This window comes from Nonomuraea sp. NPDC049028 (assembly GCF_043197735.1).
Taxonomy (GTDB): domain Bacteria; phylum Actinomycetota; class Actinomycetes; order Streptosporangiales; family Streptosporangiaceae; genus Nonomuraea.
The window spans coordinates 99,372-115,738 of record NZ_JBICTR010000012.1 but is presented as its reverse complement, the minus strand read 5'-3'; the positions used below and the strand labels follow the sequence as shown (position 1 = coordinate 115,738).

16 protein-coding genes are annotated in these 16,367 nt (G+C 71.2%); 10 read left to right on the top strand and 6 right to left on the bottom strand.

The features are described 5' to 3' along the window. Positions 1–6: 6 nt before the first annotated feature. Positions 7–741, bottom strand: coding sequence for an SIS domain-containing protein (locus ACGFJ2_RS41970; protein ID WP_357946644.1), 735 nt, complete (start codon positions 739–741; stop codon positions 7–9). Continuing rightward, positions 742–1,611, bottom strand: a complete 870-nt coding sequence (locus ACGFJ2_RS41965) for a MurR/RpiR family transcriptional regulator (RefSeq protein WP_357946641.1) — start codon at positions 1,609–1,611, stop codon at positions 742–744. Positions 1,612–1,690: 79 nt separating this feature from the next. On the opposite strand from ACGFJ2_RS41965, the gene ACGFJ2_RS41960 reads away from it, so the two are divergent. After that, a complete protein-coding gene (locus tag ACGFJ2_RS41960; protein WP_393478060.1) occupies positions 1,691–2,647 on the top strand; it encodes an N-acetylglucosamine kinase in 957 nt (318 codons plus the stop codon). 4 nt (positions 2,648–2,651) lie between these two features. On the opposite strand, the gene ACGFJ2_RS41955 is transcribed toward ACGFJ2_RS41960, so the two are convergent. Beyond that, positions 2,652–3,728, bottom strand: coding sequence for an acetyl-CoA acetyltransferase (locus tag ACGFJ2_RS41955; protein ID WP_393478058.1), 1,077 nt, complete (start codon positions 3,726–3,728; stop codon positions 2,652–2,654). A gap of 303 nt (positions 3,729–4,031) precedes the next feature. Between ACGFJ2_RS41955 and ACGFJ2_RS41950 the strand changes: the two genes are divergently transcribed. Genes ACGFJ2_RS41950 through ACGFJ2_RS41940 form a run of 3 tightly spaced genes read left to right on the top strand, consistent with a single transcriptional unit; the run spans position 4,032 to position 6,504 of the window. Further along, on the top strand, positions 4,032–4,880 hold the full coding sequence (locus ACGFJ2_RS41950; RefSeq protein WP_357946632.1) for a LysR family transcriptional regulator: 849 nt from the start codon (positions 4,032–4,034) through the stop codon (positions 4,878–4,880). Positions 4,881–4,895: 15 nt separating this feature from the next. Then, entirely contained in the window at positions 4,896–5,630 is a 735-nt protein-coding gene (locus tag ACGFJ2_RS41945) for a MerR family transcriptional regulator (protein ID WP_357946629.1), read from the top strand. 10 nt (positions 5,631–5,640) lie between these two features. Continuing rightward, the gene (locus ACGFJ2_RS41940; protein ID WP_358174602.1) at positions 5,641–6,504 is read left to right on the top strand and encodes an alpha/beta hydrolase; all 864 of its coding nucleotides are present in this window, start codon (positions 5,641–5,643) and stop codon (positions 6,502–6,504) included. A gap of 7 nt (positions 6,505–6,511) precedes the next feature. Here the strand turns inward: ACGFJ2_RS41940 and ACGFJ2_RS41935 are convergent, their stop codons facing one another. After that, positions 6,512–7,189, bottom strand: a complete 678-nt coding sequence (locus ACGFJ2_RS41935; RefSeq protein ID WP_357946624.1) for a ThuA domain-containing protein — start codon at positions 7,187–7,189, stop codon at positions 6,512–6,514. Positions 7,190–7,355: 166 nt separating this feature from the next. Here ACGFJ2_RS41935 and ACGFJ2_RS41930 point away from each other — a divergent pair, with 166 nt between their 5' ends. Further along, entirely contained in the window at positions 7,356–8,117 is a 762-nt protein-coding gene (locus ACGFJ2_RS41930) for an SDR family oxidoreductase (RefSeq protein ID WP_393478054.1), read from the top strand. On the opposite strand, the gene ACGFJ2_RS41925 is transcribed toward ACGFJ2_RS41930, so the two are convergent. Next, positions 8,107–8,679 carry a helix-turn-helix domain-containing protein gene (locus ACGFJ2_RS41925; RefSeq protein WP_357946618.1) on the bottom strand — a complete coding sequence of 191 codons (573 nt, stop codon included), beginning with the start codon at positions 8,677–8,679 and terminating at the stop codon, positions 8,107–8,109. The two genes, ACGFJ2_RS41930 and ACGFJ2_RS41925, sit on opposite strands and share 11 nt — an antisense overlap. 84 nt (positions 8,680–8,763) lie before the next feature. Here ACGFJ2_RS41925 and ACGFJ2_RS41920 point away from each other — a divergent pair, with 84 nt between their 5' ends. From ACGFJ2_RS41920 to ACGFJ2_RS41900, 5 genes are all read left to right on the top strand, one after another. After that, positions 8,764–10,413, top strand: coding sequence for an FAD-dependent oxidoreductase (locus ACGFJ2_RS41920; RefSeq protein ID WP_357946615.1), 1,650 nt, complete (start codon positions 8,764–8,766; stop codon positions 10,411–10,413). Further along, complete coding sequence (locus ACGFJ2_RS41915) at positions 10,410–11,846, top strand: ATP-binding protein (RefSeq protein WP_393478051.1); 1,437 nt, start codon at positions 10,410–10,412, stop codon at positions 11,844–11,846. The genes ACGFJ2_RS41920 and ACGFJ2_RS41915 overlap by 4 nt, the downstream gene beginning before the upstream one ends. Positions 11,847–11,945: 99 nt before the next feature. Continuing rightward, on the top strand, positions 11,946–13,079 hold the full coding sequence (locus tag ACGFJ2_RS41910) for a M20 family metallopeptidase (RefSeq protein WP_393478049.1): 1,134 nt from the start codon (positions 11,946–11,948) through the stop codon (positions 13,077–13,079). 61 nt (positions 13,080–13,140) lie between these two features. Next, positions 13,141–14,196, top strand: coding sequence for an LLM class flavin-dependent oxidoreductase (locus tag ACGFJ2_RS41905; protein ID WP_393478046.1), 1,056 nt, complete (start codon positions 13,141–13,143; stop codon positions 14,194–14,196). Between the two features lie 17 nt (positions 14,197–14,213). Beyond that, entirely contained in the window at positions 14,214–15,704 is a 1,491-nt protein-coding gene (locus ACGFJ2_RS41900; RefSeq protein WP_393478044.1) for an AMP-binding protein, read from the top strand. A 36-nt stretch (positions 15,705–15,740) separates the two neighbouring features. On the opposite strand, the gene ACGFJ2_RS41895 is transcribed toward ACGFJ2_RS41900, so the two are convergent. After that, entirely contained in the window at positions 15,741–16,331 is a 591-nt protein-coding gene (locus tag ACGFJ2_RS41895; protein WP_393478041.1) for a TetR/AcrR family transcriptional regulator, read from the bottom strand. Between the last annotated feature and the right edge of the window lie 36 nt (positions 16,332–16,367).

The window sequence follows — 16,367 nt, the reverse complement described above, 5'->3', positions numbered from 1 at the left end:
GACTAGTCATGCTCCACGTCGGATCCGCCCTGCGTAGCGGCTCTCCAGGGCCTTGTTGTGCTCGTCGCCACCGGCCACGTTGACCGACAGGTAGATGGGCGGCGTCTCGCCGAGCGCCACGAGCTCGGCCACCGCCTCGGTGACCACCATCTGCGCGAGCAACGCCGAGGTGACGGTCGAGATCGCGCCGTAACCGCCGCCGCCCGGCAGTTCGAGGATCGCGTCCCCGTACGGCGCGCCGTTGTCCAGCACGACGTCGGCCAGGTCGAGCAGCTTGCGGCCCGACGGGTGGCGCGAGGTCATCTGGCTGCTGTGCTGGACCGAGGTCAGCGCGATCAGGGGATGGCCGCGGTCCTTGACGATCGTGGCCAGCTCGACCACGGCTCCGTTGATGCCCGAGCTGGAGATCAGCACGAACACGTCCTGCGGCGCGACGGGCGCCAGTTCGTAGATCCGGTGGGCGATCTCCGGATCGCGTTCGAGCTCGGGAGTGAGCACGCTCGGCGGCTGGCCGCCGTACAGGACGAGGTCACGCGGGGTGAGCCGGTTGCTGGGGACCAGTCCCCCGGCCCGTCCGGCGATCTCCATCGCGATCGACTCGGAATGTCCGGATCCGAACGCGTTGACCACGCCGCCCGCCCGCAGCGACGCGACGAGCAGCGCGGCGGCGCGGCGTACCGGCTCCGCCTGTGTCTCCACGACCTGGTGTGCCAGCTCCAGGGCCTTCGTTGCGAACGTCATTCAGCCTCTCTCCACCCGATGGCTCTCCACGGCGCTGATCGTGAGCCCGAACGCCTGGTTGGTGCGCTCGTAAGTGCGCTGGGCCACCGCCACGTAGACGGCGTCGAGCACGAACAGCTGCGAGTGGACGGCCGCCAGCCCGCCGAGCCGGAAGGTGGTCTCCCTGCTGGCGGTGGTGAGCACCAGGTCGGCCAGCTCGGCGAGCGGCGAGCGGGCGAACGAGGTGACCGCGACCGTGGTGGCCTCGTGACTGCCGGCCTCGGCCAGGGCCTCCATGACCTCGCGGGTCCGGCCCCGATGGCTGATGCCGATCGCGACGTCGCCCGCGCCGAGCAGCGCGGCGTCCGACAGCGCGACGTGCGCGTCGCCCGCGCTCCAGCCCGGGATGCCGATGCGGCGCAGCCGGCCCTCGAACATGGTGGCGACGTTCCCGCTGGTGGAGACGCCGACGAGCAGGACCCGCCGCGCGGCGACGATGGCGTCGGCCACCTGGGCGACGATCTCCGAGTCGAGCTGGGCGGCGGTGTCCTGGATGAGCCGGGCGTCGGCCGCGGCCATCACCTCGATCGCCGAGTCGAGCGGGTCGTCAGGCCCGATCTCGTGCCCCACGCCCGCGCCCCAGCCCGCCTGCGCGGCCCGGCCGGTCTCGGTGGCCAGCGCCACGCGCAGCTCGGCGTAACCGGAGAAGCCGAAGGCCCGGCAGAACCTGGTCACGGTCGCGGGCGAGCTGCCCGCGCGCTCGGCCAGCGCGATGATGGTCGACCGGGCCGCCTCGGCCGGATCACCGAGGATCACCTCGCCGACTCTGCGCAACGCCTCCGGCAAACCGGGGAGTTCTGTTTCCACACGCCCGAGGGCCCCTGAAGTCACGAATATTCCTTCCGGATACCCGGTCTTCCGCCGAAAATTATTCTTGCTTCTCCGCGGAGTCAAGTCCCACAATCGGACCGTGACCAATTCGCTCACCATCGGACTCGCCATCGGCGTGGATGCCGGCGCCACCTCCACCCGTGTCGCCGTGCACTCGCTCGACGGCACCCGTGTCGGATACGCCAGGGCGGGCGCGGGCAATCCGAGCGCCCACGGCCTGGCGAACGCGGTGGCGGCGATCGAGACCGCGCTCAGCGGGGCTCTGGCCGGGCTGGACGCCTCGTCGGTCGTCGCCTCGCTGGCCGGGATCTCGGGGTTCGTCGACGAGATGGAGCCGGCGCTGGCCAAGGTGTGGGCGGGGCACGGCATCGCCTCGGGGCCGCGGCTCATGGGCGACACGGTGATCGCGTACGTCGCGGGGTCGCCCGAGCCGGACGGCTCGCTGCTGCTCTCGGGGACGGGGGCGGTGGCGGCCCGGATCACCGGCTACGAGCTGGACGTGATCGCCGACGGGCTGGGCTGGCTGCTGGGCGACGCGGGGTCGGGCTTCTGGATCGGGCGCGCGGGCGCCAAGGCCGTCGTCGCCGAGCTGGATCGCGGCTCCTCGGCGGGCCCGCTGGTCGAGCTGGTCGTCGAGCACTTCCTCGGGGCCGAGCGCGGCCCCACGCCGCGCAAGGTGGCCGATCGGATCGTCCGGCTGGCGCAGGCCGACCACATGCGCCTGGCCGCCCTGTCGGCGCTGGTCAGCCAGGCCGCCGAAGCGGGCGACCCGCTCGCGCTCGGCATCGCCCGCCAGGCCGCCGCGCACCTGGCCGCCACGGTGCGGCGGGTGCACCGGTCGGGGCCGGTGGTCCTGGCCGGGAGCGTGCTGACGAGCGACGGTCCGGTACGGCAGGCCGTACGCGAGCTGCTGGCCGGTGAGACCGTGACCACGGCGCGGGACGCGGCGGGGGCGGCGGCCTGGCTGGCGGCGCGCGACCTGCTGCCGGAGGCCGACCGGCGGGCCTCGCACGCGGCGTTCACGGCCGGTTCTTGACCTGCTACCCCACCAGCAGCGCCGCGCTTCCGTAACTGCCGCCGAAGCCCGTCGCCAGCGCCACCTCACGACCGCCACGCACTTCCCGGACCGCCTGGGCCACGTTGTTCAGGCCGTGCACATAGCCCTCCGACAGCAGGCCGCCGTGCGGGTTGATCCAGGCGTGGCGTCGCTCCAGCAGGTACGGGCCCAGGTCTTCGCGACGGACCAGGCCGAAGTCCGCCAGTTGCCGCGGGACCAGCCAGGAGTAGGCGTCGTACGGGAGTGCCGCGTCCACGTCCGACGGCCGCATGCCCGACGCCTCCCACAGCATGGGGGCCACGTACTCGGAGAAGACGGCGCTCACGTCCGGCGCGCGGTCCATCGATGAGCAGCCGGGGCCGCCGCCGCGCACGACGGCCTGGATGCGCGGGCCGCCGAGCACGCCGCTGACCAGCAGCGCGCACGCGCCGTCGGTCTCCTGGCAGCAGTCGACGGTACGGAGTGGCGTGCAGACGTACGGTCTGGCCAGGTACTCCTCGAACGACAGCGGCTCCCGGCGCAGGGCACGGGGGTTGGTCTTGGCGTTGTCCCTGGACTGGGCGACGACGGCGTGCAGGTGCTCGGGGCCGAGGCCGGTGTCGTGCAGGTAGCGGGTCGCGGCCAGGGCGAAGAGCGGGATCGGGCCGGCCATGCCGTAGGTGAACCGCTCCTGGGGACCGGTGGAGACGGTGTTCATGCGCTTGCCGGAGCGCCCGTTAAGCGCCCGATAGATCAGGATATTTCGCGCTAAGCCGGCGTGTATGAGCATGGCCGCGTCGCCCAGGATCGAGGCGGCCTGGGTGCCGCCTCCGGCTATGTCGTTGTGCCAGCCCAGCCGGTCGATGCGCAGGGCGCGGGCGACCTGGGTGACGGGGGCCGAGTCGTTCATGTGATAGCTCAGGACCGCGTCCACCTCCGTGGGCGCGATGCCCGCGTCGGCGCACGCCGTACGGCAGGCCTCGACCGCCAGGTCCAGCTCGGTGCGGCCGGACTCGCGCGTCAGCGCGGTCATGCCGACACCGGCCACGGCCGCCCGGCCGGCGAAGGGCTGCATGCCCACCTCCTGCCCCGCTGAAGGCTGCCTCGCTGAAGGCTGCCCGGCTGACGGGCGTCGGGTCACTCGCCGGGGCGGGGCGCGATCCACCCCGGCGGGTGACGCATGTGGTGCTCGCCCGTCACGCTAACGCGGCTGCGGTTTCCGCACAAGCGCTTGCTCGGCATGTCTCTCCCCCGAGTCGGCCGCGAGAGGCACTCACCGGCCGGCGGCGGAAACAGTCACCCCACGGCAACCTTCACAGCGGGTAGTCCGTTCTGTAATACGGAGGTGCGACGATAGCCCATCCCCATCACCTCGAGGTGAGCGATGGATCTACGCCACGTACGCTACGCGATCACCATCGCCCGTGCGGGCAGCCTGCGCCGTGCCTCCACCGTGCTCCACATCGCCCAGCCCACCCTTTCCGAGCAGCTCAGGGCGCTGGAGAAAGAGATCGGCGTCGAGCTGTTCACGCGCTCGTCCAGCGGGGTGCGGCTCACCGAGGCGGGTGAGGTGTTCCTGGCCCAGGCCACGGTGGCGGTCGACGCCTTCGAACGGGCCGTGGCGGCCGCTCGGGGCAAGGGGCAGACGGTCCGCCTGGGGGTCGCCGACGGGCTGGGGGATGTGGTGGCCCGGCTCCTGTCGCAGGTTCAGGAGTCGCGGTTGCGGGTCGCGCCCATGTGCACGGCCGAGCAGATCATCTCCCTCATGGACGGAACCCTTCAGGCCGGGCTCGGCTACGCCCCCGGCTCGCTGCCCCGAGGCGTGGCCCGGATGCTCGTCCAGCGGGCTCAGGTGCTCGCCCTGCTCCCCCGCGATCACCGGCTGGCCTCGGTCGAGCGGCTGCGGCTGGCCGATCTGGCGACGGAGCCGCTCGTCATGCCGGAGTCCGACGCGGTGGCGGGTGCGCGCCGGTTCCTCGAAGGGTTCGTCCGGCTCGGCCTGCATCCCCGGCTCGGCCCCGGGGCGCCCACCCATGACGCCGCCGTCGCCATGGTCGAGTCCGGCGCCGGCTACACGCTCTGCGTACGCGGCGGCCTGCCGGTGCCGGAACGCCTCACCTTCATCCCCGTCGCCGAGGAGATTCCGCCGCTCGAGGTGGTGTTCCTCTGGAACCGGCAAGCCGACGTGGACGATCTCGTGCACGCGGCCCGGCATCTCGCGCGCTCTGGATAGCGCTATTATCTAGCGATGCGCGTTTCGGAGCTGAGTGTCGAGTCCGGTGTGGCGATCGCGACGATCAAGTACTACCTCCGCGAGGGCCTGCTGCACCAGGGCCGGCAACTCGCGGCCACCAGAGCCGACTACGACGACTCCCACCTGCGCAGACTCCGCCTGATCAGGGCGCTGCTCGAAGTGGGCCGGCTGCCCGTCGCCGCCATCAAACAGGTCATCGAGGCGGTGGACGACGAGTCGCTCTCGGTGCACCACATGCTCGGCACCGCCCAGTACGCCCTGGGCCCCACCATCGAGCCGGAGCCCGGCGAGGAGTGGGACGCGGCGCGCGGCCAGGTCGACCTGCTCATCAGGGAGCTGGGCTGGGACGTCGCCCCCACCGCCCCGACGCGGGACGAACTCACCCAGACCGTCGTCAGGCTGGGCCAGCTGGGCCTGTCGACCGACCTGACGGTTTATGCCCAGACGGCTCAGCGACTCGTGGCCGAGGTGGAGATGGACACGGTGCCGTTCGACGGGCCGCGCGAGGCCGCCGTCGAGGCGCTGGTGCTGGGCACGGTCCTGTACGGGAGGGCCTTCGACGCCCTGCGCCGCCTGGCCCACGAGTCGGAGTCGGCGCGCCGGGTCGGCGGCATTCAGGAAAGCCCGAGCGGGCGCGACGATCTTCCGGAAGACCTGAGCGTTCCGGAAGACCTGAGCGTTCCGGAAGACCTGAGCGGGCGCGTGGATGGAAGCGGTCAGCCGGGGTAGGCGCGGGCGAATGTTCGACGACTTCGTGACCGACCGGATCGACGTGGGCCAGGCCGAGCTGTTCGTCCGGCACGGCGGCTCCGGCCCGCCCGTCCTGCTGCTGCACGGCCATCCACGTACCCACGCCACCTGGCACCGGGTGGCCCCGCTGCTCGCCCCCGACCACACCGTGGTCTGCCCCGATCTCAGGGGGTACGGGCGCTCGTCCAAGCCGCCGACGACCGCCGATCACGAGCCGTACTCCAAGCGCGCGATGGCCGGGGACATGGTCGCGCTGATGCGCTCGCTCGGCCACGAGCGGTTCGCCGTCGTCGGTCACGACCGCGGGGCGTACGTGGCCCAGCGGCTGGCGTTCGACCATGCCGACGCGGTCACGCATCTCGTCGTGCTCGACAGCGTGCCCATCGGTGCGGCCCTCGCCCGTTGCGACGCCGGCTTCGCCGCCAGGTGGTGGCACTGGTTCTTCCTCGGCCAGACCGCCAAACCGGCGGAACGCGTGATCAACGCCGACCCGGATGCCTGGTACGGCACGGGGCCCGAGCAGATGGGCGCGGAGGCGTACGAGGACTTCCGCCGGGCGATCCACGACCCCGAGACCGTACACGCGATGTGCGAGGACTACCGGGCGGGCCTGGGCGTCGACCGGGCGGCCGACGACGCGGACCGGGCCGCCGGGCGGCGCGTCGCGTGCCCGATGCTCTTCCTCTGGGCGACAAGGGATGACATGGAGGATCTGTACGGCGACCCGCTGGCGGTCTGGCGCGAGTGGGCGTCCGACGTGCGCGGGCACGCCCTGGACAGCGGCCACCACCTGGCCGAGGACGTCCCGGACGAACTGGCCAAGGCCATCCGCTGCTTCGTGGCCGGCGCGTAAGCGCTCCTCAGTCGGTCACGGCCACCGGGCGTTTCAGCAGCCACAGGGCGGCCCGTTGCAGCAGCGTGCGGTGGATCTCGTTCTCGTAGGACCTGACGTCGTGCCCCAGCGCGTCGTACACGACCCGTCCCCGCCGCACCGGCCGCGCCCACACCAGGGGCTGCCCGCCGGCCGACGACGCGAGCGGCTCTACGTCCGGCAGCACGTCAAGGTCGCTGTAGACCTCGTCCACCAGGTCGAAGTCGCGCAGCCCCTCGACGATCGGGTGGCCGCCGTGCACGCGTACCCCGGTCCAGCCCAGCGGCGGGTGGTGGGACTTGGGCCAGGTCCAGCAGCCGCCCAGCACGCGCGGCCACCCCTGCCAGTCGTCGAAGCAGATGGACGCCGAGTGCATGCACAGCAGGCCGCCACCCCGGTCGAGGTGGTCGAGCAGGGTGGTGCGGGCCTCGGCGGGCAGTTCGAAGCGCCACTCGTCACGCAGGTCGGCGAAGCGGTCGAGGCCCATCTGCCAGCGCAGCGCGTTGACGGTGATGAGCTGGACCTCCGACGGCTCGCTCAGCGCGCCCGCGATGTCCTCGGTGATGTCGGATTCGATTCCCACCCCGGCGAGTACTTCGGCGAGTGCCACCGACGTGGCCTCGAAGTCATGGAACAGGCCTCCCGAAAGAATCAGATTTCTCGCCACGTCCCAACCTCATCATGCTTGCCCCGGCATTTCTACCCGCGGCCCGGCTGGCAGGCCACGGAGCACGCCGAGATCAGGAAGCCCCGCGCGATCCTGCCTGTGCGGTCTGCTCAACCCGGACAAGCTCTCACGGATACGGAGTGCCTGACGACCTATAGTCACCTTCATGGATCTGGGCATCAAGGGCAAGGTCGCGTTGGTCACCGGAGGCAGCGCGGGCATCGGTCTCGCCGCGGCCAAGAGCCTGGCGCGAGAGGGCTGTGCCGTCTGCGTCAGCGCGCGCAATCCGGAACGGCTGGCCGACGCGGTGGTCGAGCTGCAGGAGTTCGGCGGCGTGGTGCACGCCGTGCTCGCGGACGTGGAGGACCACGACGCCGCGGTGCGGGTGGTCGCCGAGACGCGTGACGTGCTCGGCCCCGTGGACATCCTGGTGGCCAACGCGGGCGGACCGCCCCCGGGCCGGTTCGTCGACGCCGGCCTGGGCGACTGGGACGTCGCGGTGCAGCGCAACCTGCTCGGCACGGTACGCCTGATGTACGCCGTGCTGCCGGAGATGCGCGTCCGCGGCTGGGGCCGCATCATCACGATCACCAGCGGGTCGGTGCGCCAGGCGATCGACGGCCTGGCCCTGTCGAACGCGACCCGCTCCGCCGTGGCCGGGATCGTGCGCACGCTGGCCCGCGAGGTCGGCGGCGACGGGGTCCTGGTCAACAACGTGCTGCCCGGCCCGATCGACACCGAGCGGCTGCGGGAGCTGGCGGGCGGCGACGAGGGCCTGGCCGCGCGGGGCGGCGGGGTGCCGGTGGGGCGCGTCGGGCGCCCCGAGGAGGTGGGGGACGTGGTGGCGTTCCTGGCCAGCGAGCGGGCCTCGTTCGTGAACGGGATCTCGATGCTGGTCGACGGCGGGGAGAGCCGCGTCATCGCCTGACGAGCGTCGCGACGATCGCGGCGGCCCACGCGTCGGCCGGCTGCCGCGGGTCGGCGAAGAAGGCCAGGTGGGCGCGGTGGAAGCAGGCGCCCATCAGCAGCGAGGCGGCGGCCCCGGCGTCGATCGCGCCGTCCAGCCTGCCGAGCTCCTGCTCGGCCCGCAGAATCTCGGCGAGCACCTCGATCGGCATGTGCGGGCCGGTGCCCGTCGTGGCGAGCATGCGCCTGAACCCATCCAGCAGCGACGGATCGGACATCATCCCTGAGCCGATGGCCGCCGCCCGGCCGTAGAAGTCGAGGGCCGCCAGCGCGAACTCGGTGAGGTGGGCCGCCAGGTCGCCCTGCCCGACGCGCTCGCGCAGCGTGGCCAGCGCGGGGGCGAGCGCGGGCAGCCGTTCGAGCAGCACCGCCAGGATCAGCGCCTCCTTGCCCGGAAAGTGCTTGTAGAGCAGCGCCTCGGAGCAGCCCGCCTGCGACGCGATGCGTTTCGTGGTCGCCCCGGCCATGCCGAATTCGTGAATGGCCTGCTCGGCGGCATCGATGATGCGATCGCGCGTGTTCATGGGCGCATCTTAGTAGTGAGCGCTCACTGACTTGGCAGAACATGACATCCTTCCTTAAGGGACATACGTGGGGAAGGTAGGGCCATGGACAAGCCGGTCATCGTGACGGTGGACGACGACCCGGGCGTATCACGGGCGGTCGCGCGCGACCTGAGGCGCCGCTACGGCCAGCAGTACAGAATCGTCCGGGCGGAGGCCGCCGACCAGGGCATGGAGGCGGTGAAGGAGATGCGGCTGCGCGGCGACGACGTGGCCGCGATCTTGGCGGACTACCGGATGCCGCAGATGAACGGGGTGCAGTTCCTTGAGGCGGCGATGGACATGTATCCGTACGCGCGCCGGGTGCTGCTGACCGCCTACGCCGACACCGACGCCGCGATCCAGGCGATCAACGTGGTCGACCTCGACCACTATCTGCTCAAGCCGTGGGATCCGCCGGAGGAGAAGTTCTATCCGGTGATCGACGGCCAGCTGGACGCCTGGCACCGTACCGAGCGCATTGAGGTGGCCGAGCTGCGCGTGGTGGGCGACCGGTGGTCGGCGCCGTCGTACAAGGTGCGGGAGTTCCTGGCCCGCAGCCACGTGCCGTACCAGTGGCTGCTGGCCGAGGACCCGGAGGGCGCGGAGCTCGTCGCGGCGGTCGGCGCGGACTGCCGGCTGCCGCTGGTGGTCACCGCCGACGGCGTGTCGATGCAGTCGCCCGACCAGGCGTCGCTCGCCTCGGCGGTGGGCCTATCGACCACGCCGGCGACCGACTTCTACGACCTGATCGTGATCGGCGGCGGCCCGGCCGGGCTGGGCGCGGCGGTCTACGGCGCCTCCGAGGGGCTCAACACCGTGCTCATCGAGGCGCACGCCTCCGGCGGGCAGGCGGGTCAGAGCTCCAGGATCGAGAACTACCTGGGCTTCCCCGACGGTGTCTCCGGCCAGCAGCTGACCGACCGGGCGCGCAGGCAGGCGCTGAAGTTCGGGGCCGAGCTGCTGAGCGCGCAGAAGGTCAGCCATCTGGAGCCGCGCGGCCAGGCCAGGGTGGTCGGGTTCAAGGGGGGCGGTGAGATCGCCGCGCACGCGGTGATCCTGGCGACCGGCGTCACCTATCGCCGTCTGGAGGCGCCCGGCCTGGACGACTTCGTCGGCCGGGGCGTCTTCTACGGCGCGGCACTGACCGAGGCGCCCTCCTGCAAGGACAGCGAGGTCTACATCGTCGGCGCGGCCAACTCGGCCGGTCAGGCGGCGGTCTACCTGGCGGGATTTGCGAGCAAGGTTCATTTGTTGGTGAGAGGTGACGGTTTGGAGAAGTCCATGTCGCACTACCTCATCGAGCAGATCAACGCGCTCCCGAACATCGAGGTGCACTTCCAGACGCAGATCACCAGCGCCGCCGGTGACGGGCACCTGGAGCGCCTCACGCTCTCGACCAAGGGCGAGGAGTGGGTGGCCGAGACGCAGTGGCTGTTCGCGTTCATCGGCGCCGAGCCCTTCACCTCCTGGCTCGGCGAGACGATCGAACGCGACGACAAGGGGTTCGTGCTGACCGGGCCGGACCTGGTGCAGGGCGGCAAGCGGCCACGCAACTGGACGCTCAGACGCGAGCCGTACTTCCTGGAGACGAACGTGCCGGGAGTGCTCGCGGCGGGTGACGTGCGGGCCGAGTCGATCAAGCGGGTGGCCTCCGCCGTCGGTGAAGGCGCGATGGCAGTCGCGCTCGTGCATCGTTACCTGGAGAAGCAATGACGATCGACATCGACGAACTCCGCAAGCTCTTCCTGTTCGAGCGCCTGACGGACCACCAGCTCACCAAGCTGGCTCTCAGCGGCCAGATGCGCAACTACGCCCAGGACGAGATCATCATCCAGCAGGGCGACCCGGCGGAGTGCTTCGCCGTGCTGGTCGAGGGCGAGATCCAGATGATCCAGGAGACCGTCACGGCCGGGACGGTCGCCATGCCGCGCAGCTCCCAGCCGGGTGTCTACGGCGGGGCCACCAGCGCCTACCTCGGCGCCCGGGCCCCGGAGCGCTACCAGCACAGCCTGCGGGCCACGGCGCCCTCCCGGATGTTCCTGCTGCCGGCCAGGAAGTTCGCGCACATCGTGGCCGAGTGGTTCCCGATGGCGATGCACCTGCTCGACGGCATGATGTCGGGCGGTCGCATGCAGCGGGAGGTCATCGACCGGCGCCAGCGGCTGACCGCGCTCGGCACGATCACCGCCGGGCTCACCCACGAGCTGAACAACCCGGCGGCGGCGGCCGTACGGGCGGTGAGCGAGCTGCGCACGCTCATCAGGACCTCCCGCGTGCAGCTGGCCCAGCTCGCCGAGGACGGCATCCCGCCGGAGCGGCTGCGGGCCCTGATCGACATGCAGGAGCAGTGCACCGCCGCCGTCGGCAACCTGCCGCCGCGCTCGCCGATGGAGATCTCCGACGCGGAGGACGACCTGGGCGAGGCGCTGGAGGAGCTCGGCGTGGAGGACGCGTGGGAGCTGGCCCCGGCGCTGGTCAACGCCGGATTCAGCCGCGCGCACCTGGAGAAGGTGCACAAGAAGGTGGGCCAGGAGCACGCGGGCGCCGCGGTGCACTGGCTGGCCGAGGCGGTCGAGATCTCGCAGATGCTCGGTGAGGTGACCGAGGCGACCGAGCGGATCACCTCGCTGATCGCCTCGGCCAAGCAGTACTCCCAGATGGACCGCGCGCCGTTCCAGGTCTGCGACGTGCACGACCTGCTCGACAGTACGATCGCCATCTTCCGCGGCAAGATCCCGCCCGGCATCAGCGTGGTCACCGACTACGACCGGACGCTGCCGGCGATCCCGGCCTACGCCGGCGAGCTCAACCAGGTGTGGACGAACCTCATCCACAACGCGCTCGACGCCATGGGCGAGGAGGGCACGCTGACCATCCGTACCGCGCACGACGAGGACGAGGCGATCATCGAGATCGGCGACACCGGCCCCGGTGTACCGGACGCGATCAAGGACCGGATCTTCGAGCCGTTCTTCACCACGAAGACCGTCGGCCAGGGCACCGGTCTCGGGCTGGACATCTCGTACCGGATCGTGGCCGGCCGGCACGGCGGCGAGCTCAAGGCGCGGTCGACGCCCGGCGACACGTGGTTCGAGGTACGGCTGCCGCTGCGCGAGGCCTCGGCCGCCGCGTCTCCGGCCGCGTAAGGAAACCGCACAAGGTGCCACAGGCTTGGCACCAAAGGCGTGGGAACTGTCACATTCGCGTCTCGTGTCAGGGTCATGTCTCCTGGAAAAGGGATTCATGTGCCCATCACACGCTGGACCAGCCAAGTCCTGCCCGCGATGCTCGACGACCTCAGGACGGTCGTCGAGCTGGAGACCCACAGCTACGACAAGGCCATGCTCACCCGAGGGCTGAGCACCGTCCGCGCCCTGGTGGAGGAGCGGCTCGGCGTGCCGGACCAGGCGGTCGTCCACGACGGCGGCCAGTACGGCGACGTCCTGGAGCTGACCTATCGGGGCACCGCCCCCGGCACCGTGCTCATGCTCGCCCACTACGACACCGTCTGGCCCACGGGGACGCTCGCGGATTGGCCGTTCACCATGGCGGACGGAAGGATCACCGGGCCGGGCGTGTTCGACATGAAGACCGGGCTCGTGCAGTCGGTCTGGGCGCTCAGGGGCCTGCGCGAGCTCGGTCTGCCGCACCCGAGCCTGACCTACCTGTTCAACGGCGACGAGGAGATCGGCAGCCTGTTCTCCCGGCGGCACATCGAGGCCGCCAGTGCGGACGCGCTGGCCAGCCTGGTCTTCGAGGCGTCGCTGGACGGCCTGCTCAAGACGGCCCGCAAGGGCGTCGGGAAGTTCGAGGTGGCGGTCAAGGGCGTCGAGGCGCATGCCGGGCTCGACCCCGACTCGGGCGCGAGCGCCATCCACGCGCTGGCCGAGCTCGTCACCCGCCTCGCCGGATCCGACGCGCGGGAGCTCGGGACCACCCTGAACGTCGGGCTGATCAGCGGCGGCACCGGGTGCAACGTCGCGGCGGGCCGCGCCACCTGCGGCATCGACGTCCGGGTCGCGCGGGCGTCGGAGATGGAGCGCATGAACGAGGTGTTCGCCGGCCTGCGCGCCTCCGACCCGCGCGTGACGGTCACGGTCACCGGTGACTGGAACCGGCCGCCCATGACACCCAACCCGCCGTCGCGACGGCTGTTCAAGGAGGCGCGGGCGGTCGCGGCCGGGTTCGGCTGGGAGCTGGAGGAGGCGGCGGTGGGCGGGGCCAGTGACGGCAACTTCGTCTCCGCGCTGGGCCGCCCGGTGCTCGACGGCATGGGCGCGGTCGGCGCCGGCGCGCACGCGCGGCACGAGCACGTGCTGATCGAGCACATTCCCGAGCGCACCGCCCTGACGATGGGGCTGCTCACCGCCCTCGCCTAGGAAACGGGGCCCGTGGTACGCTCCCAAGCGAGCGCTTGGTTTACCACTGAGGGGCCGCCGCATGAAGTTCTCGACCTTCCACCTCTTCCACCGGTTCGACGGGCAGAGCTTCAGGGATGTCTACGACTACCACCTGGAGCTCATCGAGCTGGCCGAGGAACTGGGGTTCGACGGGGTACGGCTGGCCGAGCACCACTTCCGCGACTACGGGGTCGCGCCGAATCTGTTCACCATGCTCGCCCACGCGGCAGCCCGCACCTCGCGCATCCGCCTGGGCACGGGCATCGTGGTGCTGCCCCTGCACAACCCGATCCACGTGGCCGAGGAGGCCGCGCTGGTGGACGTGCTGTCGGGCGGCCGGCTGGATCTCGGGATCGGGCGCGGCTACCAGAGCTTCGAGTTCGAGGGCTTCGGGATCGACCTGGCCGAGGCCCGTGACCGGTTCAACGAGGCGCTGGAGGTGATCCTGGGACTGTGGACCCAGGAGACGTTCCAGCACGAGGGCAAGTTCTACAAGACCGGCGCCGAGGTGTCCCTGACGCCGCGTCCCCTCCAGGCGCCGCACCCGCCGATCCACGTGGCCGCCGTCTCCCCCGAGACCGTCACCATGTACGGCGAGCGCGGGCTGCCCATCCTGGCCGACCCGGCGGCGACGTTCCGCAAGGTCGTCAAGGCGGCCGAGACCTGGCAGGAGACGGCCGCCCAGGCGGGGCACGCGAACGGGAGCGAGCTTGTGGTGGCGCGCAGCGTCTACGTGGCGCCGACGGTCGAACAGGCCCGCGAGGACCAGGCCAGGTTCGAGGCGTCGTTCGACCGGTCGCGGATCTTCAACGAGCGCAGCGCGCCGATCGACCCGAAGACGGGCAAGGCCGCGCAGGGCTTCGAGTACTACCAGGACCGCTACCTCAAGGGCGGCTCCGTGTCGGCCGACTTCCGCTGGGAGCAGCTGGAGGTGATCGGCGATCCGGCGCGGGTCATCGACCAGATCTCGCTGCTGCGCGACGCCGGGTTCGCCAACCTCCTGTGCGACTTCGGCAGCACCCGGCCGATGCCGCTGGAGGAGATGAAGAAGGTCATGCGGTTCTTCGCCGCCGAGGTCATGCCCGCGTTCCACTGACGTTCCCAGGAGCTGCGATGATCCACAGCCTGTCGCTGTCCGACGTACTCGCCGAGCACGCGCGCAGCCGCCCCCAGGTGACGGCGGTGGTGGACGGGGAGGTGCGGCTCACCTACCCCGAGCTGGACGACCGGGTCGGCCGCCTCGCCGACGCCCTCGCCGGGGCGGGCGTGACGGCCGGCGAACGCGTGCTCTGGCTCGGCCAGAACTCGCACGCGGTGCTGGAGCTGCTGCTGGCGTGCTCACGGCTGGGGGCGATCTTCTGCCCGGCCAACTGGCGGCAATCGGCGGACGAGCTGCGCTTCGTGGTCGAGGACCTGACGCCGCGGGTGGTCGTACGGGAGCCGTCCGACGCCACCATGGCCCTGAGCGAGGGCACCGCGCTCTGGGTGGAGGCCGGGGCCGGCTACGAGCGGCTGGTCGAGAGCGGCACCGCCAGGGACTTCCCGCCCGTCGAGGACAGCGAGCCGGTGCTGGCGCTCTATACCGCCGCCTTCGACGGCCGTCCCAACGCGGCGCTCCTCAGCAGCGCGGCCCTGCTGGCCCACGGCGCGTCCCTGCTCGTGGTGCGCCAGATGGAGCCCGGCTTCACCTTCCTCAACAACGGGCCGCTCTTCCACGTCGGCACGATGATGTTCTGCCTGGCCACCCTCCAGATCGGCGGCACGAACGTCTTCACCCCCGCCTTCGACGCCGAGGAGGTGTGCCGCCTGATCGACGCCGAGCGGGTCACGCAGGCGTTCCTGTTCGGCCCGATGATCGACGCCGTGACGAAGGCGAACACCGGCGGCAAGTACGACCTGTCGTCCCTGAGGTTCGTCTCGCACTCCGCGGAGTGGGACGCGATGATCACCGTGGACGACTCCCCCTGGTGCCGGTCCAAGATGGGCGGGTACGGGCAGACGGAGGTCGGCGGCATGCTCACCTTCTTGGGCCTGGCGCCGGGCGCCGCCGGCTTCGCCGGTCGGCCGTCGCCGCTGGTCCAGGTCCGTATCTTGGCCCCCGACGGTGCCGAACTGCCGGCGGGCGAGGTGGGCGAGATCTGCGCCCGCGGCAAGACCCTCTTTTCCGGATATTTCGCCCGGCCCGACTTAAATGCGGCAAAGTCGGCGTACGGCTGGCATCACACCGGCGACCTCGGCCGTCGCGAGCCCGACGGCACGATCACCTTCATCGGCCCCCGGCTGCGCATGATCAAGTCCGGCGCCGAGAACGTCTACCCGGCCGAGGTCGAACGCGCGCTCAAAGCCCACCCGGCCGTCGCCGACGCCGCCGTGATCGGCGTGCCCGACGCCACCTGGCACCAGGCGGTCAAGGCGGTGGTGGCGCTCAAGGAGGGTGCGGCGGCCACGGCCGACGACCTCATCGAGCACGTCAAGAGCGCTCTCGCCTCCTACAAGAAGCCGCGCGAGGTGGCGTTCGTCGACGCGATCCCCAAGCGCGGCTTCACCCCGGACTACGACGCCCTGGACGCCGCTCACGGCGGCGGCAACTATCCGGGCGCCTGACGGTTCACCGGTCTAGGAAGGCTCGCACCAGACGGTTCACAGGCGCAGGCCCTCCTCCAGATGGGCGAGGGCCTTGTCGATCTCGGCGGGCCCGTCCACCTCGGGGTCCTTCACCCAGTCGAACCAGACCGCGAACATCACACCGGTGATCGCCCCCGTGATGTTGCGGATCTCCGGATCGGACACGTCCCGCCCCGCCCGCCTGGCCAGGATCTCCTGCATGGACCTGAGCGTCCCGGAGACGTTGGTCAGACTCGCCGCCCACAGCTCGGGCACCGTGAACATGAGCTTCTCCCGCTCCACCCCTTCGGCGAGCTCCTCGGGCGTCTGGCCCGCCGTCACCTCCCGCAGGGCGACGCGGACCGCGCGTATCGGGTGCAGACCGGCCGGAGCGGCGTTCAGGGCCTCGGCGAAGGCCGGGAAGTGGTCGACGAATACCAGCTCCTCCTTCGAGGCGAAATAGCGGAACACCGTGCTGGGCGCGACCTCCGCCGCCTCGGCGATCTGCTCGACCGTGGTCTCGGTGTAACCCTGCTCGCGGAACAGCCGCAGCGCCTCCTTCTGGATCAGCGCCCGCGTCTTGGCCTTCTTCCGCTCGCGCAGTCCCTGGGCCGGTCGATCGCTCATGTCTCCGATTGTCGGGGTTGCGGCACAGGCCCGTCC